This is a genomic window from Billgrantia tianxiuensis (assembly GCF_009834345.1).
Taxonomy (GTDB): domain Bacteria; phylum Pseudomonadota; class Gammaproteobacteria; order Pseudomonadales; family Halomonadaceae; genus Halomonas; species Halomonas tianxiuensis.
On the sequence record NZ_CP035042.1, the window covers coordinates 1,709,194 to 1,730,490 of the forward strand.

General features: G+C 64.7%; 13 protein-coding genes and 2 pseudogenes. 10 read left to right on the top strand and 5 right to left on the bottom strand.

Going from position 1 to position 21,297, the window contains the following annotated elements; genetic code table 11:
- Positions 1-51 precede the first annotated feature (51 nt).
- On the top strand, positions 52-678 hold the full coding sequence (gene lolA / locus EKK97_RS07950; protein ID WP_422673425.1) for an outer membrane lipoprotein periplasmic chaperone LolA: 627 nt from the start codon (positions 52-54) through the stop codon (positions 676-678).
- 59 nt (positions 679-737) lie between these two features.
- Here the strand turns inward: lolA and EKK97_RS07955 are convergent.
- A pseudogene (locus tag EKK97_RS07955) lies at positions 738-2,080 on the bottom strand (replication-associated recombination protein A).
- Between the two features lie 250 nt (positions 2,081-2,330).
- Here EKK97_RS07955 and EKK97_RS07960 point away from each other — a divergent pair.
- The 5 genes from EKK97_RS07960 to EKK97_RS07980 all read left to right on the top strand — a co-directional run bounded on the left by EKK97_RS07960 (position 2,331) and on the right by EKK97_RS07980 (position 11,099).
- Entirely contained in the window at positions 2,331-2,876 is a 546-nt protein-coding gene (locus tag EKK97_RS07960) for a hemerythrin domain-containing protein (protein WP_159555725.1), read from the top strand.
- Positions 2,877-2,977: 101 nt separating this feature from the next.
- Positions 2,978-3,754, top strand: coding sequence for a glutamate racemase (gene murI, locus EKK97_RS07965; protein ID WP_159550933.1), 777 nt, complete (start codon positions 2,978-2,980; stop codon positions 3,752-3,754).
- 35 nt (positions 3,755-3,789) lie between these two features.
- The gene (gene trmA, locus EKK97_RS07970; protein WP_159550935.1) at positions 3,790-4,899 is read left to right on the top strand and encodes a tRNA (uridine(54)-C5)-methyltransferase TrmA; all 1,110 of its coding nucleotides are present in this window, start codon (positions 3,790-3,792) and stop codon (positions 4,897-4,899) included.
- A gap of 202 nt (positions 4,900-5,101) precedes the next feature.
- Positions 5,102-9,940 carry an NAD-glutamate dehydrogenase gene (locus EKK97_RS07975; RefSeq protein WP_159550937.1) on the top strand — a complete coding sequence of 1,613 codons (4,839 nt, stop codon included), beginning with the start codon at positions 5,102-5,104 and terminating at the stop codon, positions 9,938-9,940.
- A 127-nt stretch (positions 9,941-10,067) separates the two neighbouring features.
- A complete protein-coding gene (locus EKK97_RS07980; protein WP_159550939.1) occupies positions 10,068-11,099 on the top strand; it encodes a quinone-dependent dihydroorotate dehydrogenase in 1,032 nt (343 codons plus the stop codon).
- A gap of 121 nt (positions 11,100-11,220) precedes the next feature.
- On the opposite strand, the gene rmf is transcribed toward EKK97_RS07980, so the two are convergent.
- On the bottom strand, positions 11,221-11,427 hold the full coding sequence (gene rmf, locus EKK97_RS07985; protein WP_043516906.1) for a ribosome modulation factor: 207 nt from the start codon (positions 11,425-11,427) through the stop codon (positions 11,221-11,223).
- Positions 11,428-11,710: 283 nt separating this feature from the next.
- On the opposite strand from rmf, the gene rlmKL reads away from it, so the two are divergent.
- The 3 genes from rlmKL to EKK97_RS25365 all read left to right on the top strand — a co-directional run bounded on the left by rlmKL (position 11,711) and on the right by EKK97_RS25365 (position 17,360).
- Entirely contained in the window at positions 11,711-13,909 is a 2,199-nt protein-coding gene (gene rlmKL, locus EKK97_RS07990; RefSeq protein ID WP_159550941.1) for a bifunctional 23S rRNA (guanine(2069)-N(7))-methyltransferase RlmK/23S rRNA (guanine(2445)-N(2))-methyltransferase RlmL, read from the top strand.
- Positions 13,906-14,259, top strand: a complete 354-nt coding sequence (locus EKK97_RS07995) for a glutaredoxin family protein (protein WP_159550943.1) — start codon at positions 13,906-13,908, stop codon at positions 14,257-14,259. The genes rlmKL and EKK97_RS07995 overlap by 4 nt, the downstream gene beginning before the upstream one ends.
- A 107-nt stretch (positions 14,260-14,366) precedes the next feature.
- Positions 14,367-17,360: an EAL domain-containing protein gene (locus EKK97_RS25365; protein WP_201297036.1), complete on the top strand. Its 2,994-nt coding sequence runs from the start codon at positions 14,367-14,369 to the stop codon at positions 17,358-17,360.
- Here EKK97_RS25365 and EKK97_RS08005 read toward each other — a convergent pair.
- On the bottom strand, positions 17,355-17,636 hold the full coding sequence (locus EKK97_RS08005) for a hypothetical protein (RefSeq protein ID WP_159550945.1): 282 nt from the start codon (positions 17,634-17,636) through the stop codon (positions 17,355-17,357). The two genes, EKK97_RS25365 and EKK97_RS08005, sit on opposite strands and share 6 nt — an antisense overlap.
- Positions 17,637-17,771: 135 nt before the next feature.
- Here EKK97_RS08005 and pdxB point away from each other — a divergent pair, with 135 nt between their 5' ends.
- A complete protein-coding gene (gene pdxB, locus EKK97_RS08010; RefSeq protein ID WP_159550947.1) occupies positions 17,772-18,914 on the top strand; it encodes a 4-phosphoerythronate dehydrogenase PdxB in 1,143 nt (380 codons plus the stop codon).
- A 73-nt stretch (positions 18,915-18,987) separates the two neighbouring features.
- On the opposite strand, the gene htpX is transcribed toward pdxB, so the two are convergent.
- Together htpX and EKK97_RS08020 are read right to left on the bottom strand one after the other, a co-directional pair.
- Positions 18,988-19,887 carry a protease HtpX gene (gene htpX / locus EKK97_RS08015; RefSeq protein ID WP_159550949.1) on the bottom strand — a complete coding sequence of 300 codons (900 nt, stop codon included), beginning with the start codon at positions 19,885-19,887 and terminating at the stop codon, positions 18,988-18,990.
- 127 nt (positions 19,888-20,014) lie between these two features.
- Positions 20,015-21,246: pseudogene (locus EKK97_RS08020) on the bottom strand (pyridoxal phosphate-dependent aminotransferase).
- Positions 21,247-21,297: the final 51 nt, after the last annotated feature.

Consider the following 21,297-nt stretch of genomic DNA (forward strand, 5'->3'; position numbering starts at 1 on the left):
GCGGGTCCGAGAGACAGGATCCACTTGGACCTGCCCAGGGAGAGACAATCGATGATGAAGAAGACCCTAGCTGCACTGGCCCTGACCCTTGCCGCCCCGGCAATCGCCCTGGCCAGTGAAGGTGCCGATCGACTGACCCGCATGCTGGAACCGCTGCAGACCTATGAGGCGAGTTTCGAGCAGTTGATCCTCGACGGCAGCGGCGAGCGCCTGCAGCAGGCCAACGGCCACATGTGGCTGTCACGTCCCGGCAAGTTCCGCTGGGAGGTCGACGCGCCCTATCAGCAGGAGGTGATCTCCGATGGCAGCGAGGTCTATCTCTATGACCCCGACCTGGAGCAGGTCACGGTGCAAGCGCTCGACCAGCGGGTTACCCATACCCCGGCGCTGCTGCTCTCCGGCAGCGCACGCGAGCTGACCGAGAGCTACGAGGTATCGCGTCAGCAACAGGGCGGTAGCGAGACCTTCCGCCTGGTGCCGAAGGCGCGCGATACGCTGTTCGAGGAGCTGCAGATGACCTTCAACAATGAGCGTCTCGCGGCGCTGCAGATGATCGACAGCACCGGTCAGGAGACCGTGATCGAGTTTCGCGACATCCGCACTAACCACACCATCGATGAGAGCCGCTTCGCCTTCCAGATCCCCGACGGAGCCGACGTGATCCGCGATACCCACTGAAGCAGTACCGAGCCCATCGACAGCGCCGCCCACCAGGCGGCGCTGGCGTTTCTACTCATCTACTCTCCGTTGTCACCTCGATCGGCCCGCGCATCCAGCTCGGCGCGCCAGGCCATCAGCTGGGCGTAGCGCTTCTCCTGGCCGTGTTCGCTGGGCTGGTAGAAGGCCTCTCGCGGCGCTTCCTCGGGCCAGCAGTCGTGATCGCTGCCTGCGGGTAGCCCTCCGGCTCGTTGTGGGCGTAGCGGTAGCCGTGACCGTGGCCTAGCGACTCCATCAGCTTGGTCGGGGCGTTGCGCAGGTAGGTGGGCACCTCCAGGCGGGGCTGGGCGGCAACGAACGCCTTGGCGCGTTTCCACGCCTGGTCGATGGCGTTGCTCTTTGGGGCGATGGAAAGATGGATCGCGGCATGGGCGATGGCACGCTGGCCTTCGTAGTCGCCCAGGCGCAGGTAGGCGTCCCAGGCTGCCATGACCAGCGGCAGGGCGCGCGGGTCGGCATTGCCCACATCCTCGGAGGCGATCGCCGCCAGCCGGCGGATGACGTCGAGCGGGTCGCCGCCACCCTGGATGAAACGGGCAATGTAGAGCAGCGCCGCGTCCTGGCGCGACGAGCGTACCGACTTGTGGATCGCAGAGAGCAGGTCGTAGAAATGGTCGCCCTGCTTGTCGAAGGCGCTCGTCTGATGGCCAAGTGCGGTATCCAGCGCTTCGCGCGGCAGCCTTTCGCCTTCGCCCTCGGGCACGCTGAAGTCGCAGGCGGTTTCCAGCATGCCCAGGGCTCGCCTGGCGTCGCCGGCGGCGGCGCGGGCCAGGATGGCCAGCACCTCGTCGTCGACCGCGATGCGGCGCCCACCCAGCCCACGCTCCTCGTCGCGCAGGGCACGCCGCATCACCTCGATGAGTTCGCTCTCGTCGAGCGAGGTGAGCACGTGTACGCGGGCACGCGAGAGCAGTGCGGAATTGACTTCGAACGAGGGGTTCTCGGTAGTGGCACCGATCAGCGTCAAAAGACCCGATTCCACGTGAGGCAGCAGGGCGTCCTGCTGGCTCTTGTTGAGCCGGTGTATCTCATCGAGGAACAGCAGGGTAGGCCGGCCTTGGGCCTGCACGGCCCTGGCCCGCTCCACCGCGGCGCGAATCTCCTTGACGCCCGCCATCACCGCGGAGAGCCGCTCCAGGTGCGCACCGGAGTGCTCGGCGAGGATTTCGGCCAGGGTGGTCTTGCCGGTACCGGGCGGCCCCCACAGGATCATCGAGCGCACAATGCCGCTCTCGGCCATGCGCCGCAGCGGCTTGCCCGGGCCAACCAGGGCCTGCTGGCCCACGTAGTCGTCGAGACGGCGAGGGCGCATGCGATAGGCCAGTGGGGCGTTGTCGTCGTGCGCCTGGCCGAAAAGATCCATGGAATGTTCTCCTCATGCTGACGTGCAGTGCCGGTCAGGCGGCTAGCACTAACTCAATGGGTTGCAATACGACCTTGGGCGATGTGCGGGAATGGGCCAAAGGGTCTAGGGTGATACAGCATCCCGCCATTCGTGTCGTGTCTTGTTGGCGACAGGGTCGTATCTCGATAGCGACATGACTGAACCTGCTTCCGTCCCGCGACTCCAACCACTATACCCGCTCATCGTAAGAGGAGGCCTCGACATGCCCATGCTGACCCAACTGCGTCAGGATCATGCCAACATGGCGCGCTTGTTGCACGTTCTTCAGCTCAAGCAAAAGGCCTTGGCCGATGGTGACCGGCCCAACTTCCAACTGGTGCGTGAAGTTGTCGATTACATCCTTGACTACATGGAGGATTTCACCGTTCCGCTGGAGCGTGTCTGCTCGGATCGGTTGCAGGCCCTGGCCCCGGAGTGCAAGGCCCTCACCGAGCGCTTGTCGAGCGATTACCAGGCCTTGCGGCAGCGCCTGATGCGACTGTCCAACGATATCGACATGATCCTGATGGACGCGGTAATCCCGATGGATCGCTTCGCCGAGGACCTGAAGGCCTATCTGGATGCGCATCGCACCTACCTGCGCGATGAACGCGAACTGCTCTTCCCGTTGATCGGTGAATATTTCGACGATAGCGACCTGGAACTCCTGGCTCAGACACTGCCTGAAGGGGCGGCAGCCAAGCTGGAGCGTTTGCAGGAGGCCTACCCGGAACTCTACGCCGAACTGCGCGAAACCCCGGAGCCGGCGGCCTGAAGAATACATTGGCGAAGCGAGGGCTTCAGCTCGCTCGGCATGCTGCTAGAATAGGCCCCTTCGAGTAGCAGCCGAGCGACTTCCATGAGCGCCGTTTCGCCATGTCCGGCCCGATACTGATCTTCGACTCTGGCGTTGGCGGCCTGTCGGTGGTGCCGCCCCTGCGGCGCCACCTGCCCGACGCCGCGCTGGTGTATGCCTGCGATAACGCCATGATGCCCTACGGTACGCGCCCCGACGATTGGCTGGTGGCGCGCATCCTTGCGGTATGCGAGGCGGCTGTTGCCGCAAGTGGCTGCTGTGTGCTGGTGGTGGCATGCAATACCGCCAGTACCCTGGCGCTGGATGCCTTGCGTGCACACCTGAAGGTGCCGGTGGTGGGTACGGTGCCGGCGATCAAGCCCGCCGCGGCCATGAGCGCGAGTCGCCATATCGGCCTGCTGGCGACCAGTGCTACCGTGGCGCGCCCTTATACCGATCGCCTGATCGAGGCCTTTGCCGCTGATTGTCGCGTCACCCGGGTCGCCGCCGACCCACTGGTGCGCGAGGCCGAGCGCTTTCTGGCCGGCGACGAGCCGGACCAGGCCATCATCGACACCGTCACGGCGCCGCTGTGGGCGTCCGCCGATCTCGATACGGTGGTGCTCGGCTGCACCCACTTCCCACTGCTTGGTGAGAGGTTGATCGCGGCGTCGCCACGGCCGATACGCCTGATCGATTCTGGCGAGGCCATTGCGCGACGTACCGCCGAGGTGGCCGGCGACCCCACGCCCAGGACAGGGCGCGACCAGGGGCTGGCTACGGCGCCCGATGCGCGGCTCGCCCGAGCCCTGGCCCGCTTCGATTTCGACGAACCGCGCCTGCTGATCGTCGGCTGAACCCCTTTTCCTTCCTGCACACGACAGGAGTTGCCGTGTCCATTCCCGTTGTCGACCTCGCGCGCTACGACCAGCAGCTCGCGGCCAAGCGTGAACGCATCACCCAGCAGTTCCAGCGCTTCGCCCCGCCGGCCCTGGAGGTGTTTCCTTCACCGCCGAGTCATTACCGCCAGCGCTGCGAGTTTCGCCTATGGCATGAAGGCGACGACCTCTACTACGCCATGTTCGAGGTCGATCGCGACGATCCCAAGCACAAGCGGTTGATTCGCCTGGACGACTATCCCGTCGCCAGCCGGCGCATCAACGAACTGATGCCACGCTTGCGCGAGGTGCTGCTGGAAAACGACGTGCTGCGTCGCCGCCTGTTCCAGGTCGAGTTCCTGACCACGCTTTCCGGCGAGGCGCTGGTCACGCTGATCTATCACCGGCCGCTGGACGGTGCCTGGGAGGAGGCGGCCCGCTGGCTGCAACAGCACCTCGATATCTTCGTCATCGGCCGTTCGCGCAAGCAGCGGCTGGTGCTCGAGCGCGACCATGTCTGGGAGCGGCTGGAAGTGGAGGGACGCACGTTCCACTACCAGCAGGTGGAAAACAGCTTTACCCAGCCCAATGCCGAGATCAACCGGGCCATGCTTGCCTGGGCGCGGGATGTGACCCGGGGCAGCCAGGCCGGTGACCTGGTGGAACTCTACTGCGGTAACGGCAACTTCACCGTTGCCTTGGCCGAGAACTTTCGCCATGTGCTTGCCACCGAGATCTCGCGTACCTCGGTAGCCAGTGCTCAGCAGAACCTGGCAGCCAACGCCATCGGCAATGCCGCGGTAGGGCGCATGTCGGCCGAGGAGTTCAGCGCCGCACTGAAGGGTGAGAAGGGCGGCCGGCGAGTGACCGAGATGGCGCTGGAAGCCTATGACTTCTCCACCATACTGGTGGACCCGCCTCGCGCCGGCCTCGATGAGGCCAGTTGTCGCCAACTGAGCGAATACTCGCGAGTCGTCTATATTTCATGCAACCCCGATACATTGGAGCGCAACCTGGAGACGCTGAGCCGCACTCATCGGGTCGCTCGTTTCGCGTTGTTCGATCAGTTCCCCTGGACGCATCACTGTGAATGTGGGGTGTTGCTGGAGAGAAAGGACGCCTGATACTTCACTTTTGGTTCGGAAAGGTTCGTCGTTGTCAAGTAGCGAAACGTTCAGTCTTGATGCACAACCGACATGCTCCATGAGAAGGCTGGCAAGTCGGTGGGGCGCGGAGCAGGGCTGCAGTAAGCTTCCCGACACGTGACCGCGAGTCACGCCGATTCTTTCCCAGGGCCGCAACGGCCCCAGGCAGCCGAGGTGAGGGATGCAATACGAGACGATCGAAGTTGGCCGGCAGGAAATTCTCAAGCAACTGCGCGAACGCCTGGAGAGCCGACTCGACAAGACGCGGGCCGAGGAGGTGGAAGCCTTCTCACGCCATTTCTATGCCACGGCGCCGCTGGAGGATCTTGCCGACCGCCGGGTAGACGACCTCTATGGGGCCACGCTCTCGGTATGGCATTTCATCCAGCACTTCGATCATGCCTCGCCCAAGGTGCGCGTCTTCAACCCCGACTTCGAAGAGCATGGCTGGCAATCCTCGCACAGCTTCGTTGCGGTATTGCACGAGGACATGCCTTTCCTGGTCGACTCGGTGCGCATCGAGCTGAACCGTCGTGGCCTGACCGTACATGCCATCCATAACGCCGTGCTGGCGGTGGAGCGCAATCGCAACCACGGGCTGCTGCGTGTCGCGTCGCCGCGAGACGCCGACGCGCCCGACAATCGCGAGTCGATGATCGCCATCGAGATCGACCGCCACTCCAACCCGGAGGTACTGGCCGAGATCGAGCAGTCGCTGCACGAGGTGCTGCGCGACGTACGCACCGCCGTGGGCGACTACGAAGCCATGTGCGATCGGGCCCGTCAGGCCGTTGCCGAACTTCAGGCCAGCCGCCCCGAGCAGATTGAGCCTGGCGATCACGAAGAAGCCGTTGCCTTCATCGAATGGCTGATACGCGACAACTTTACCTTCCTTGGCTACGACGCCTACGACATCGAATCCGACGCCGAGGGCGACCGGCTGGTCAGGGACGAACAGAGCAAGCTGGGCGTGTTTCGCCTGGACCTGTCGCGCTACCAGGAACGTATCCGTACCGAGCTCGGCATCGATGGCAACCGTTTCGTGCTGGTACCGCAGCTGCTCTCCTTCGCCAAGAGCGCACACCATGCCCGTGTGCATCGTCCCACCTACCCGGATTACATTTCGATCGACCGCTATGACGAGCAGGGCCGGCTGGTCGGGGAACATCGCTTCCTCGGTCTGTTCACGTCCAGCGTCTACAACGAGTCGCCGCGCAACATTCCGCTGCTGCGGCACAAGCTCAAGGCGGTGATGGAGATCGCCGGCTTCAATCCCAAGGGGCACAACGGCAAGCAACTGCTGCAGATCCTCGAGGTCTACCCGCGCGACGACCTGTTCCAGATCGATACCCAGGAGCTTGCCCGTACGGCGCTGGGTATCCTGGACATTCGCGAGCGGCGCCGGGTACGGCTGTTCATCCGTACCGACCGCTCCGGGCGTTTCCACTCGTGCCTGGTGTTCGTGCCGCGTGACGTCTTCTCCACCGACCTGCGCGTGCGCATCCAGAACCTGCTGTGCGAGGAGCTCGACGCTACCTTCGGCGACTTCAACACCTATCTTTCCGAGTCGATCCTGGCGCGCATCCAGTTCATTCTGCGCTTCCGCGGCGACGCGCCGCGCGAGGTCAACCTCAAGCGCCTCGAGGCCAAGGTGGCCCAGTTGGCCCGCAGCTGGCGCGACGAGTTGCACGAGGCATTGGTCGAGGGGTTCGGCGAGGAGCAGGCCAACCGGCTGATGGATCGCTTCCGCGACGGCTTTCCGGCCAGTTATCGCGACGACTTCGGCTCGCGTACGGCGGTGTTCGACCTGCAGCACCTGGCCGAGCTCGATGCCGGCGAGCCGCTGGCGCTCTCGCTCTACCGCCTGGTGGAGGAGGAGGGTAGCGGGGTCAACCTCAAGCTGTTCCAGCGCGACCACACCATCCCGCTTTCCGACGTGCTGCCGGTGATGGAGAACCTGGGGCTGCGAGTGATCGGCGAGCGGCCCTACGAGATCGTCGCGCCCGACGCGCGCTACTGGCTGCACGACTTCAACCTGGAGCACCACACCAGCACCGAGGTCAGCCTGCAGAAGATGCGCGAGCCTTTCATCGAGGCGTTCAAGCGCATCTGGGTCGGTGAGGCGGAGAACGACGGCTTCAACCGCCTGGTGATCGCCGCCAACCTGGACTGGCGTGAAGTGGCCATGCTGCGGGCCTATGCCCGCTACCTGAAGCAGATCCGCTTTGGCATGTCGCAGGATTACATCGCCACGACTCTGACCAGCTACCCGGAAATCACCCGTGAACTGGTGGTCCTGTTCAAGCTGCGCTTCGATCCCGAGCAGCGTCCCGACGACGCCGAGATCGACGCCTGCATCGAGCGCATCAATCGCCACCTCGACGGTGTGGCGAGCCTCAACGACGACCAGCTGTTGCGCCGTTTCGTGGAGATGATCCAGGCTACGTTGCGGACCAACTACTACCAGCGCAGCGCCGATGGCGGGTTCAAGGACTACATCGCCTACAAGCTCGATCCCAAGCGGATCACCGGCATGCCCAAGCCGCGCCCGGCCTACGAGATCTTCGTCTGTTCGCCACGGGTCGAGGGCGTTCATTTGCGCGGCGGCAAGGTGGCGCGCGGTGGGCTGCGCTGGTCGGATCGCCAGGAGGACTTCCGCACCGAGGTGTTGGGCCTGGTCAAGGCGCAGCAGGTGAAGAACGCGGTGATCGTGCCGGTGGGTGCCAAGGGCGGCTTCGTCTGCAAGCGGCTGCCCGAGAGTGGCGACCGCGACGCCATCCAGCAGGAGGGCATCGCCTGCTACAAGACCTTCATCCGGGCGCTGCTCGATGTCACCGACAACCTGGTCGGCGGCGAGGTGGTGCCGCCGCAGAACGTGGTGCGGCATGATGACGACGACGCCTACCTGGTAGTCGCGGCCGACAAGGGCACCGCGACCTTCTCCGACATCGCCAACGAGATCTCCGCCGAGTACGGCCACTGGCTTGGCGACGCCTTTGCCTCGGGTGGCGCCAACGGCTACGACCACAAGAAGATGGGCATTACCGCGCGGGGTGCCTGGGAGTCGGTGAAGCGCCACTTCCGCAACCTCGGCCTGAATACCCAGGAGGAGGAGTTCAGCGTCGTCGGCATCGGCGACATGGGCGGCGACGTGTTCGGCAACGGCATGCTGCTCTCCGACAAGATTCGCCTGGTGGGCGCCTTCAACCACCTGCACATCTTCGTCGACCCGCACCCCGATGCGGCGGCGACCTTCGCCGAGCGCGAGCGCCTGTTCCATCTGCCGCGTTCCAGCTGGGAGGACTTCGATGCCTCGCTGATCTCCGAGGGCGGCGGCGTGTTCAAGCGCAGTGCCAAGTCGATCCCGATCTCGCCGCAGATGAAAGAGGTCTTCGGCATCGAGGAGGATCGCCTCTCACCCAACGACTTCATCCGGGCGATGCTCAAGTCCCACTTCGACCTGCTGTGGAATGGCGGCATCGGCACCTACGTCAAGGGCAGTGCCGAGACCGATGCCATGGTCGGCGACAAGGCCAACGACGCGTTGCGCATCAACGGCAGCGAGCTCAACTGTCGCGTGGTCGGCGAGGGCGGCAACCTGGGCCTGACCCAGCGCGGTCGCATGGAGGCGGCGGCACGTGGCGTGCTGGTCAACACCGACTTCATCGACAATGCGGGTGGCGTCAACTGCTCCGACCATGAGGTCAACATCAAGATCCTCATCGACGAGGTGGTCAAGCGCGGCGACATGACCGAAAAGCAGCGCAACCAGTTGCTGGCCGACATGACCGAGGAAGTGGCCGATCTGGTCATTCTCGACAACTACCGACAGACCCAGGCGCTGGACCTTTCGCAAATCCTGTCGCGCTATGGCATCGGCCCGTATCGTCGCTTCGTCAGCGAACTCGAAGCCGCCGGCCAGATCGACCGCGAACTCGAGTTCCTGCCTTCCGACGAGGAGCTGCAGGAGCGGGCCAATGCCGACCAGGGTATGACCCATCCGGAACTCTCGGTGCTGATCTCCTACGCCAAGAGCGTGCTCAAGGGCGACGTGCTGGCCTCCGATGTGCCCGACGACCCCTACATCCAGCAGTACGTGGAGCGGATCTTCCCGCGGGTGCTGGTCGAGCGCTTCCATGACGAGATGTACGAGCACCGCCTCAAGCGCGAGATCGTCACCACCCAGGTGGCCAACGACCTGGTCGATCACATGGGCATCGTCTTCGTGCGTCGCCTGATCGACTCCACCGGCGCCAGTCCGGCCGATATCGCCCGGGCCTACATCGTCGCGCGCGACAGCTTCCAGCTTTCCGACCTGTGGGAGCGAATCGAAGCGCTGGACAACCAGATTCCGAGCCAGGTGCAGTACGCCATGATGCTCGACCTGATGCGGCTCATCCGGCGCACTACCCGCTGGTTCCTGCGCCAGCGCCTGGGGCTTTCCACTCGCGACGCCATCGAGTACTTCGCGCCGCGTGTCGCCCAGTTGCAAGAGAGCATCGGCGAGCTGCTGCGCGGCGAGGAGCGCGAGCGCTGGGAGCAGAAGCGCGCCGAGCTGCTCGAAGCCGGCGTTCCCGAGGAACTTGCCGCCACGGTGGCGGCATCGGGCAGCCTCTACGGCGCGCTGGGCATCATCCAGGCGGCGCGTCAGGCCGACGAGAAGCCGCAGCGTGTCGCCGAGGTTTTCTTCGAGATCGGCAATCGCCTCGAGCTGCCGTGGATGATCCAGCAGGTGAGCAACCTTCAGGTGCGTGACAGCTGGCAGGCCCAGGCTCGCGAGACCTTCCGCGACGACATCGATCGCCAGCAGCTGGCGCTGACCGTCAGCGTGCTCAAGGCCGAGGATGGCCGTGAGCCCGACGATCGGGTCGACAACTGGCTGGCGATTCATGCCTCGCTGCACGAGCGCTGGTGCCGCCTGATCGCCGAGGTGCGCGGTGGCAGCCAAGCGAGCTTCCCGCTGTTCGCAGTGGCGGTGCGCGAGCTGGTCGACCTGGCCGAAAGCAACGGCGAGGCCTGAACGCCTCCAACACTTCAAGTGGTGACGTAACGACGCGCCCCGCCGACATGGCGGGGCGCGTCGTCTTGGGCCTTCGGCGCTGCTATAATCCGCCCGCCTCGTCATTCGCCAACTGCCAGGAGCCACCATGTACGCGCTTGCCCGTTCGATCCTGTTTCGTCTCGATGCCGAAACCGCCCACGGCCATGCGCTCTCGGCTCTCGATCTGGCCCATCGCCTCAAGCTAGCGGGGCTGCTGGGTGGGGCACGCGTCGAAGATCCGGTGGAGCTGATGGGGCTGCGCTTCCCCAATCGGGTAGGGCTGGCGGCGGGGCTCGACAAGAACGCCGATCATCTCGATGCGCTGGGCGCGCTCGGCTTCGGTTTCGTCGAGGTCGGCACCGTCACGCCGAAGGGACAGGAGGGCAACCCCAAGCCGCGCCTGTTCCGGCTGCCCGAGCGCGGCGCCATCATCAACCGCATGGGCTTCAACAATGCCGGTGTCGATCACCTGGTGGCGCGCGTGCGTGCCGCCCGCTTCGATGGCGTGATCGGCATCAACATCGGCAAGAACCTCACCACACCGGTGGAGCGCGCCGTGGATGACTACCTGCTCTGTCTGGAGAAGGTCCATGCCCACGCCGACTACGTGACGGTCAACATCTCTTCGCCCAATACCCCGGGGCTGCGCAACCTGCAGTTCGGCGAGCACCTCGATGCCTTGCTTGGCACCTTGCGCGAGGCGGGCAGCCGCCTGGACCAGGCCGCCGGCCGCCGGGTGCCGCTGGCGGTCAAGATCGCACCGGACATGAGCGCCGAAGAGGTGGGGCTGGTGGCGGAGAGCATCGCCAGCAGCGGGATCGATGCAGTGATCGCGACCAATACCACGGTGTCGCGGGAAGCAGTGGCCGGGCTGCCCCATGCCGACGAGCAGGGCGGGCTCTCGGGACGGCCGGTGTTCGAGCCCTCCAACCGGGTGATTCGCGAGCTGCGCCGTCACCTGCCTGAGTTACCGATCATCGGCGTGGGCGGCATCGACAGCGGTGAGGCGGCGGTGGCCAAGCTCGAGGCCGGTGCCGACCTGGTCCAGCTCTATTCGGGTTTCATCTACCGTGGCCCGGCGCTGATCGGCGAATGTGCTCGCGCGATCAGGGCGGCTGTGGCAGCCCGGCCGCGCTGATGCGCGAGGCCCGGCTCGGAACTGGCCAAGCCAAACGAATAAAGCCCGTGCATGGCACGGGCTTAGCTTGGCTTCGCCACTCCGGTGTTGGCGAAGGGACGATAGGTTGGGTGGGAAAGGGTTATAGCACCATCGGGTTCTTGTGAATGCCGGAGACGCCGGTCATGCCGGCCCATTGGTCCCCTCGGCCTTCACGCCAACCACTCATCCAATATTCACGTATGTTGACATCCTGACTGGGACAGTCGTCGCGGGAGCGCCCGGAAATACCGGCCTTGTAGCCATGGAGATAGGCGCGTTGGAAGCGATCACGTTTCTGTCTTTTCATCGGATGACCTCTTGTAAAGGTACCAATTTGGGGCGCACGACATGCACGCCCCGGCGTTCCACCGTTCGTTCGCCTAGCCGTTATTCATTCCCTTAACGACGGCAGAGCGAGGTCATGCGGGGCCAGTCTGAACCCGCGAAGTGGACGCATGCGTCTTTACAGTAGCTACCATGACTACTCTTAGCCCATCATGGGGGCCATTGTCGACCTATGTTTCGTCATAAGACAGAGACAAAATTGTAACGAAAGGAATATACCCGGCCGAAGGGGGCGGGAACGTGACATGAGTGAGTCATCGCAACGCGAAACACGGGCCTTCCTGGCCACCTGCCCCAAGGGGCTGGAAGAGTTGCTGGCCGACGAACTGCGTACGCTGGGAGCCGACGTCGACAAGACGACGGTGGCCGGCGTCCATTTTCATGGCGCGCTGGAGGCGGCCTATCGTGCCTGCCTGTGGTCGCGGCTGGCCAATCGCATCGTGCTGTGCCTGCTACGGGAGGAGGGCGTCGAGCGCCCTGAGGAACTGCATCGTGCCGTCACTGACGTCGACTGGTCCCGCCACCTGCGCCCTGGCGCCTCCCTGGCGGTGGATTTCCACGGCCGCAGCGAGCAGATTCGTCATACCCGCTTCGGCGCCCAGACCGTCAAGGACGGCGTGGTCGATGCCCTGCTGGCGCAGGGGCGGCCGCGACCGGGTGTCGACCTGCAGCGTCCCGACCTCAGGCTCTATACCCACCTGCACCGCGGGCGGCTGACGCTGGGCGTGGACCTTTCCGGAGACAGCCTGCATCGGCGCGGCTACCGGCGTGACGTGGGCCACGCCCCGCTCAAGGAGAACCTGGCGGCGGCGCTGTTGATCCGGGCCGGCTGGCCGCAGCGGTTGCGCGACGGCCAGGCCCTGGTCGATCCGCTGTGCGGTGCCGGCACGCTGCTGATCGAGGCGGCGCTGATGGCCGCCGACATGGCGCCCAACCTGAACCGGGTACGCTTCGGTTTTCATGGCTGGGCGCAGCACGATGAGGCTCTATGGGCCGAGCTCAAGCGTGAAGCCGAGGCACGCGCCAGTATCGGCCGCAAGCGCTGCCGCAACCGGCTGCATGGCTTCGACCAGAGCCCGCCGGCACTGGCCGCGGCCAAGTCCAACGCCATGCGTGCCGGAATTCCCGCTCTGATCGAGTTCTCCGGTGCCTCGCTCGGCCAGCTGACGCGCCCAGCCGAGCTGGGCGAGGAGACGCGGGGGCTGGTCATGACCAATCCGCCCTACGGCGAACGGCTGGGCGAGCTGCCCGAACTGGTCTCGCTCTACCGCGAGCTGGGCGAGGGCGTGCGGCGCGCCTTCCCTGGCTGGCGCCTGGCGGTATTCACCGCCAATCCGGACCTGGGCCATCGTATCGGACTGCGAGCCGACAAGCAGTACTCGCTGAAGAATGGCCCGCTGGAGGCCAAGCTGCTGCTGATGGACGTGCACGCCGGAAGCGGTGAAGGCGAGGCCAGCGCAGCGGCGACAGCGGCGCCACGCAGCGAAGGGGCGCAGATGTTCGCCAACCGTCTGGAGAAGAACCGCAAGCGACTCAGGAAATGGCTCAAGCAGAGCGGCGAGACCTGCTACCGGCTCTATGACGCCGACATGCCGGAGTATGCGCTGGCGGTGGATGTCTACGACGGCCGGGTGCATGTTCAGGAGTACGCACCACCGCGCTCGGTGAATGCCGCCCAGGCGCAGAAGCGGCTGTTCGATGCGTTGCAGGTGATTCCCGAGGTGCTTGATGTCGACCCTGGCCAGGTGGTGATCAAGCGCCGCGAGAAACAGAGCGGCAGGGCGCAGTACCGCAAGCAGGCGAGTACCGGCGAGCGTTTCCAGGTGCGTGAAGGGCGCGCCAGGCTATGGGTCAATCTGCGCGACTACCTCGACACCGGACTGTTCCTCGACCACCGTCCGGTACGGCGCATGCTTGCCGGGATGGCGCCGGGCACGCGCTTCCTCAACCTGTTCTGCTACACCGCCGCCGCCACGGTGCAGGCGGCGCTTGGTAGCGAAGAGGCCGGTGGTGCCAGCGATAGCATCAGCGTCGATCTTTCCAACACCTACCTGGAGTGGGCGCGTGACAACTTCGCCCTGAATGGCCTCGACCCTGCCCACCATCGTGTGGTGCGCGACGACTGCCTGCGCTGGCTGGAAACCGCCAGGGCCGAGTTCGACCTGATCTTCCTCGATCCGCCGACCTTCTCCAACTCCAAGAAGATGGAAGGCACCCTGGATGTCCAGCGCGACCATGTTCGCCTGGTCACGCTGGCCATGGCGCGCTTGGCAGCGGGCGGTACCCTGGTGTTCTCCAATAACCAGCGACGCTTCCAGCTCGACGAGGGGCTGGCCGAGCGCTTCGCGGTGGAGGACATTTCGGCGCGCACCTTCGATCCCGATTTCGAGCGCCGACACGACATCCACCACGTGTTCCTGATTCGTCACCGGGAGGCCTCATGACGCAGCTGACGCTCTATACCACCCTGGGTTGCCATCTTTGCGAACGGCTCGAGGTCATGCTTGACCTGCTGCATGACGGCGAGTATTTCCTGAAGAAAGTCGAGATCAGCGAAGACGAAGCGTTGATGGCGCGTTACGGAGTACGCATCCCGGTGCTGGTGGATGCGGCGGGCGATGAGCTCGACATGGGCTTCGAGCCGCAGCGGCTGGCGGACTGGCTGAGTGAGCGCGGGGCGCTGGACGTGGGGGCCTGGAGGCGACTGGAAGCGGGCGAGGCCGGCCCGCGAGCAGGAGGAGAGGAGAAGGCAACGCCTGGGCCGAAGTCCTCGGGGCGGCGCTACCTGGCATGACAGGGTGAGCGTGCGTTGACCTTGGGGGACCACGGGCCGATGGTGCATCTCTTCCTCGTGAGTAACAATCAAGAAGCGTGGGGGCAGTAGCGCGGGGGGGAATGACAATGCGGGGACGGCAACCCAGGCGGGTGCACGTCGCACTGGGCTGGCTCCTGTTGGCGCTGGCCGGTCCGGTATGGGGCGCCGGAGAGCCCGACGGCATTCTGCTGACCGAGGAAGAGCGTCGCTATCTGGATGAGAACCAGCCGATCGTCTTCGTCAGCCAGACCCGCTACCCGCCCTTCGAATTCATCGACGCCAATCATGAGCGTCGCGGCATCATGGTGGAGCTGGCCCAGTGGGTCGCCACAGAAGCCGGTTTCCACGCGCTGTTCACCGATGCCGTCTTCCAGCAGGCCCAGAACATGGTGCTGAGTGGAGAGGCGCATGTCCTGACGAGCTTCTTCTATAGCGAGGTCCGGGATCAGGCGTTCGACTTCACCCAGGCGACATTCGAGGTGCCGGCCGCCATCTTCGTTGCCGCCGAGCGCCCTGATATCGCCCTGGTAGCGGATCTCGAGGGCAAGCGGATCGCCACGCAGCGAGGCGATTATGCCAAGGAGTATCTGGCTGGGCTGGGGCTCGAATTCGACCTGATCGTCACCGACGATTTCGCCGATGCCGCACTGGCCGTGATCGAGGGCAGCGCCGACGCCATGGTCGGCGACGAGCAGATCGTGCTCTATTACCTCTACAGCAGTGGGCTGCACGAACTCATGAAACGGGTGGGCGAGCCGCTCTACGTCGGGCTCAACGCCATGGCGGTGGCGGAGGGAAACGCGCTGCTTCAATCGATCCTGAGCAAGGGAATCGAGCATGCCCGGCGCAGCGGAACGTTGGATCGCTTGCACGAAAAGTGGGTAGGAGCGCATCTGCCTGGAGTCGGGTTCGCTTGGCGCGACTACTGGTCCTATGCCGCTGGGCTGCTGGCGCTGCTGGGCCTGGTGGTGGCGTGGAACGTCAGGCTGCGCCAGGTCGTGCGGCGCAAGACAGCGGAGATCGAACTGGCCGCCAGCGTATTCCGGCATGCCCGCGAGGGGATCATCATCACCGATGCCCAGGGCGACATACTCGAAGTCAACGATGCCTTCGTGCGAATTACGGGCTATGACCGCGAAGAGGCCATCGGCAAGAATCCTCGCTTCCTCCAGTCGGGCCGTCAGAACGATACCTTCTACCAGAATCTCTGGCACGAGCTGCTCGAAAAGGGGGCCTGGGAGGGCGAGCTATGGAATCGGCGCAAGAACGGTGAGGTCTACCCGGAGTTGCTCACCATCTCCAAGGTTTGTAACAAGCAGGGGCGGGTCTCACACTTCGTCTCGGTCTTTAGCGACATCAGCAGGCAGAAGGAGTACGAGCAGCAACTGCAGAACATGGCCTTCTACGACGGCCTGACGGGGCTGCCGAACCGGATCCTGCTGGCCGACAGGTTGCGCCAGGCCATGCTGGCGGCGAGGCGCAAGGAGTGCCGGGTGTCACTGGCCTACATCGACCTGGATGGTTTCAAGGAGATCAACGATCGGTATGGCCATGAGATGGGAGACAGGGTCCTCGTGACCGTTGCCGAACGCTTGACTTCAGCCCTGCGTGAAGCCGATACGGTGGCCCGCCTGGGGGGCGACGAGTTCCTCATCGTGCTGCCCGAACAGTACGACGTAACGAGCGTGAGCGACCTGATCGCCCGCTTGCTGCAACGTATCGCGGAGCCGATCGATATGGATGGCACGCACCTCCACGTATCGGGCAGCATCGGCGTGGTTCACTTCACCCCCGATGATGAGATTGAGCCCGAGCAGCTCATCCGCCAGGCGGATCAGGCCATGTACCAGGCCAAGCAGGCGGGCAAGAATCGCTTTTACGTGTTCGATGCCGAACACGACCGCGCGGTGCGTGGCCACCACGAAAGCCTCGAGCGCATTCGCGACGCCCTGGCCAACGATGAGTTCGTGCTGTACTACCAGCCCAAGGTCAACATGGCCACGGGCGAGGTCGTCGGCGTCGAGGCGCTCATCCGGTGGCAGCATCCGGAGCGAGGGCTGCTGGCACCAGCGGCTTTTCTCCCGGTCATCCAGCAGCACCCGTTGGCGATCGAACTCGGCGAATGGGTGTTGGCCAAGGCGCTGGATCAGTTCACGGCCTGGGCCAGCGCCGGTATTCACTTGCCGGTCAGCGTCAATATCGATGCCATTCACTTCCAGCAGGCCGACTTCGTCGAGCGTCTGAGAGCCGAGATCGCCCGCCACCCCGATGTGGTGTCCGGTGACCTGATGCTGGAGGTGCTCGAGACGAACGCATTGGAAGACGTGGCCCATGTTGCCAGCGTGATGAAGGCATGCCGCGCCCTGGGCGTCGACTTTGCTCTCGACGACTTCGGCACTGGTTATTCGTCGCTGGCCTACCTGCGTCACTTGCCTGCCAGCATGTTGAAGATCGACCGCAGCTTCGTTCGCGACATGCTCGACGATCCGGAGGATCTGACGATTCTGGAGGGCGTGCGGGGGCTCGCCGCCGCGTTCCGGCGAGACATCATTGCCGAGGGTGTGGAGACCGTGCTGCATGGCCGCATGTTGCTGGCAATGGGCTACCAACTGGGCCAAGGCTATGCCATCGCCCGTCCCATGCCGGCGAAATCGATACCGGATTGGCTAGAATCATGGCGCCCCGACCCTGCCTGGCGTCAGCGCAAACCTGCTCGTCCAGAGGAGCTGCAGGCCATTTATGCCATGGTCGATCACCGTGCCTGTGCCGCTAGCCTGTTGCGCTACCTTCAAGGCGAGCGTAGCGAGCCGCCAGCACAGGGCCATCGCGAGAATCGCCTGGACCAGTGGCTGGCCGCCCTCGACGTGGCGCCGGCCAAGGGCAGCAGGCGTATGGCGCGGATTACCTCTCTGTATGCTGCCTATGATCGGCTGGTCCAGGAGGCCCTGGAGCTCAAGGCACACGAGGACAGTGCGCAGATGGAGCAGCATGCGCGGCAAGTGGCGTTCGTCAGTGAAGAGCTGCAGGCGCTGCTGCAATCCTGGATCGACGAAACCGAAGCGGCCCGCCAGGAGCTATAGCGAATCCAGCAGCGAAAGCTGCCGCACCGCCGCCTGTCCCTCGGCGCTCTCGGCTTCCACTTCGAGTACCTTGCGCAGGCCGCGGGACGACTGGATGGTGGTCTCGTCGGCCAGCCACATCATGGCCTGGTCGTGATCGTCGGCCAGCATGTGCTTCAAGCCACCGAACTGGGTGCCGATCTGGCCCCAGGCGCGGCTGAAGATCCAGTCGCCGAACATGTCCTGGTGGATATGCACCAGCACGTAATCATGGTCACTTTCCCAGCGGACGATCACGAAGACTCCCACATGCGTCTGGACGCCGCCCTGGGCGGCACGAAGGATCGGTCGCGGTATTGTAAGGTATCATCCTGGCGGCACAAGCCATTGCCATGAATAGCGAGAAGAACAGCGAGCAGGGAGGGGGCGAACGTGAGACTGCTGGTCGATGCCAACGTACCCGGTGCCGAGGCCTGTTTCGGTCCACTGGGTGAATTGGTCAGAATGCCGGGGCGTGAGATTGCCCCTGCCGACCTGCGCGACGTCGACGCGCTGGTGATCCGCTCGATCACCCGGGTCGATGAAGCGCTGCTGGCCGAGGCGTCGCGGCTGCGCTTCGTGGGCACCTGCACCATCGGTACCGATCACGTCGACACCCGAGCCCTGGCCGAGCGCGGCATTGCCTTCGCCAGTGCGCCGGGCTGCAACGCCGAGGCAGTGGTCGACTACGTACTGGGCAGCCTGCTGACCCTGGCCGAGCGCCAGGGCTGGCGACTCGCCGAGCGCCGCGTGGGGATCGTCGGCGTGGGCAACGTGGGCGGGCGGCTGCTGGCGCGACTCTCCGTCATGGGCATCGCTTGCCTGGCTTGCGACCCGCCCAGGGCGGAAGTGGAGGGGCGCGAAGGTTTCGAGAAACTGGAGACGCTTATCGGCGAGTGCGACGTGCTCTGCCTGCATACCCCTCTGGTACGTGATGGCCCGCACGCCACCCATCATCTGCTCGATGCCCAGCGCCTTGCCGAGCTGTCCCCCGGCACACTGCTGCTCAATGCCGGCCGCGGCGACTGCATCGATGGCCAGGCGCTGCGGCAACGCCTGGCGGGGCAGGGCGATATCAGTGCGGTACTCGACGTATGGGAGGGGGAGCCCGGCATCGATCCGGCCCTGCGCGACCTGGCGCAGATCGCTACGCCGCACATTGCCGGCCATAGCCTCGACGGCAAGCTGCGTGGCACGCACCAGATCTATGCTGCACTGTGCCGGCACCTGGGGCTGCCGGCCCGGCTTGGCCTGGATGAACTGTTACCAGCGCCGCCCGTCACGAGAATCGCGCTCGATGGTGGACTCGAGGCCGAAGAAGCCCTCAGGCTCTGCCTGCGCACGGTGTACGATGTGCGCCGCGATCATGACAGTCTGCGGCGCGAGAGTTACCGGCTCGGCATGGCCAGGGGTTTCGATGCCTGCCGCGCGAACTACCCGCTGCGCCGGGAACTCTCGACCCTCTCTCTCGAACTGGGTCCGAAAGCCCAGGCGTTGGCACCGTGGCTGCAGGGGGCGGGCCTGAACGTGGCCTGACGGCTTCGTCCGCAAGTCCGGTAACGCGAAGAGCCCGCCATGTGGCGGGCTCTTCGGTTGCAAGGGTGTTCTCTCAGCGGTAAGCCGCTTCCTTGAGTGCCCGGATACGATCGTCCAGCGGCGGGTGGCTGGCGAACAGGCGCTCCATGATCTTGCGGGTCTGGCCGGCGTTGATGCCGAAGGCGGTCAGGGTCTCCGGCATCTGGTTGGGCATGTCGCTCTCGGCCTTGAGCCGGGCCAGGGCGTTGATCATGGGGCCGGTGCCGGCGAGCTGGGCTCCCGCTGCGTCGGCGCGGTACTCGCGGAAGCGCGAGAACCAGGCGACGATGGCCGAGGCGATCAGGCCGAACACGATCTCGGCGACGATCACTACCGCGAAGTAGCCCATGAAGCCCAGGCCCGCGCCGTCGCTGCGCGAACGCAGGAAGTTGTCCACCAGGTGAGCCACGGCGCGGGCGAAGAACATCACGAAGGTGTTCACCACACCCTGGATCAACGCCAGTGTGACCATGTCGCCGTTGGCTACGTGGCCGATCTCGTGGGCCAGTACCGCGCGCACCTCTTCCGGGCGCATGCGATTGAGCAGGCCGGCGGAAACCGCCACCAGGGCATCGTTCTTGTTCCAGCCGGTGGCGAAGGCATTTGACTGCTGCGCCGGGAAGATGCCGACCTCGGGCATCTCGATCCCCGCCTGCTGGGAGAGTTCGGCCACGGTGTCGAGCAGCCACTTCTCGGTGGAGTTGCTCGGCTGGGTGATGACCACCGTGCCGGTGCCGCGCTTGGCCATCCACTTGGACATGAACAGTGAGATCATCGAACCGGCCATGCCGACGATGAAGCAGAAGATCAGCAAGGCGTTGAAGTTCATGCCCTGTTCGGTCAGGTAGCCCTCCACGCCGAGCAGGCGCAGCGTGATGCTGGCAACGACGATCACCGCCAGGTTGGTGCCCAGGAAGAGCAGAATTCTCATCATCGTCAGGAGTCTCCGGTCGTAAAGGGGCGGGCCGCCATTGCGACCCTGAAAAATCTGCTGAATTAGATACGGCTCTTGAACGGAGGTTTCAAGTCCGGGCCGAAAAAAAACGGGGGTTCTCCGGCGCTTACTGGCGATAGCGCGACAAGAAGCGAGCGAAGCGATCCAGCGCGTCACCGAGCTGGTCGGCCCAGGGCAGGGTGACGATGCGCACGTGGTCCGGCTCCGGCCAGTTGAAGGCGGTCCCCTGAACCAGCAGAATCTTCTCCTGCAGCAGCAAGTCGAGCACCAGTCTCTGGTCGTCCTGTATGGGATAGACCTTGGGGTCGAGCCGCGGGAAGGCATACAACGCCCCCTTGGCCTTGGTACAGCTCACGCCGGGAATGGCGTTGAGTTTCTCGTAGGTGATGTCGCGCTGGGCCAGCAGGCGGCCGCCGGGTAGGATCAGGTCGTTGATCGACTGGTAGCCGCCCAGTGCCGTCTGGATGGCGTGCTGGGCCGGCACGTTGGCGCACAGGCGCATCGAGGCGAGCATGTTGAGGCCCTGGATATAGTCCCTGGCGCGCTGCATCGCCACGCTGCCCGAGAGGATCATCCAGCCGGAGCGGAAGCCGGCACAGCGGTAGCTCTTGGACAGTCCGTTCAGGGTCACCACCAGTTGGTCCTCATCGGCCAGCGCGCCGGTGGAGACGTGTTCGGTGCCGTCATAGAGGATCTTGTCGTAGATCTCGTCGGAGAACACCACCAGGTCATGCTCGCGGGCGATGGCCAGCAGCTCGCGCACCACTTCGGGAGGATAGACCGCGCCGGTGGGGTTGTTGGGGTTGATGATCACGATGGCGCGGGTGTGTCCGGTCACCTTGGCACGCACGTCGGCGATGTCGGGCGCCCAGTCGGCCTGCTCGTCACAGCGGTAGTGCACGGCGTGGCCGCCGGCGAGGTTGGCGGCGGCGGTCCACAGCGGGTAGTCGGGGGCAGGGATCAATACCTCGTCGCCGTCATTGAGCAGCGCCTGCAGGGCCATCACGATCAGCTCGGACACCCCGTTGCCGATGAAGATGTCCTCGATGCCGACGCCGGGAATCTCCTTGCGCTGGCACTCCTGCATGATCGCCTTGCGCGCCGAGTAGAGTCCCTTGGAATCGCAGTAGCCCTGGGCGGTGGGCAGGTTGCGCATCACGTCCTGGAGGATCTCCTCCGGGGCTTCGAAGCCGAATGGGCAGGATTGCCGATGTTGAGCTTGAGGATGCGCTGGCCTTCGTCTTCCAGCCGCTTGGCGTGCTCGAGCACGGGACCGCGGATGTCGTAGCAGACGTTGTCGAGCTTGTGCGATTTCCTGAACAGGGTGGGCGTGTCCATTGAGGTGTCCGAGATTGCTGTGGTGTCCGGTGGTTCCGGTCAGCCAGGCTG

Bases quoted from the DNA above. Each gene is read 5' to 3' on its own strand.
- EKK97_RS07975 (WP_159550937.1), top strand. From the start codon at position 5,102: ATGCAATACGAGACGATCGAAGTTGGCCGGCAGGAAATTCTCAAGCAA.
- murI (WP_159550933.1), top strand. From the start codon at position 2,978: ATGTCCGGCCCGATACTGATCTTCGACTCTGGCGTTGGCGGCCTGTCG.
- EKK97_RS07960 (WP_159555725.1), top strand. From the start codon at position 2,331: ATGCTGACCCAACTGCGTCAGGATCATGCCAACATGGCGCGCTTGTTG.
- EKK97_RS07995 (WP_159550943.1), top strand. From the start codon at position 13,906: ATGACGCAGCTGACGCTCTATACCACCCTGGGTTGCCATCTTTGCGAA.
- rmf (WP_043516906.1), bottom strand. From the start codon at position 11,427: ATGAAAAGACAGAAACGTGATCGCTTCCAACGCGCCTATCTCCATGGC.
- rlmKL (WP_159550941.1), top strand. From the start codon at position 11,711: ATGAGTGAGTCATCGCAACGCGAAACACGGGCCTTCCTGGCCACCTGC.
- EKK97_RS07980 (WP_159550939.1), top strand. From the start codon at position 10,068: ATGTACGCGCTTGCCCGTTCGATCCTGTTTCGTCTCGATGCCGAAACC.
- lolA (WP_422673425.1), top strand. From the start codon at position 52: ATGATGAAGAAGACCCTAGCTGCACTGGCCCTGACCCTTGCCGCCCCG.
- EKK97_RS25365 (WP_201297036.1), top strand. From the start codon at position 14,367: ATGCGGGGACGGCAACCCAGGCGGGTGCACGTCGCACTGGGCTGGCTC.
- htpX (WP_159550949.1), bottom strand. From the start codon at position 19,887: ATGATGAGAATTCTGCTCTTCCTGGGCACCAACCTGGCGGTGATCGTC.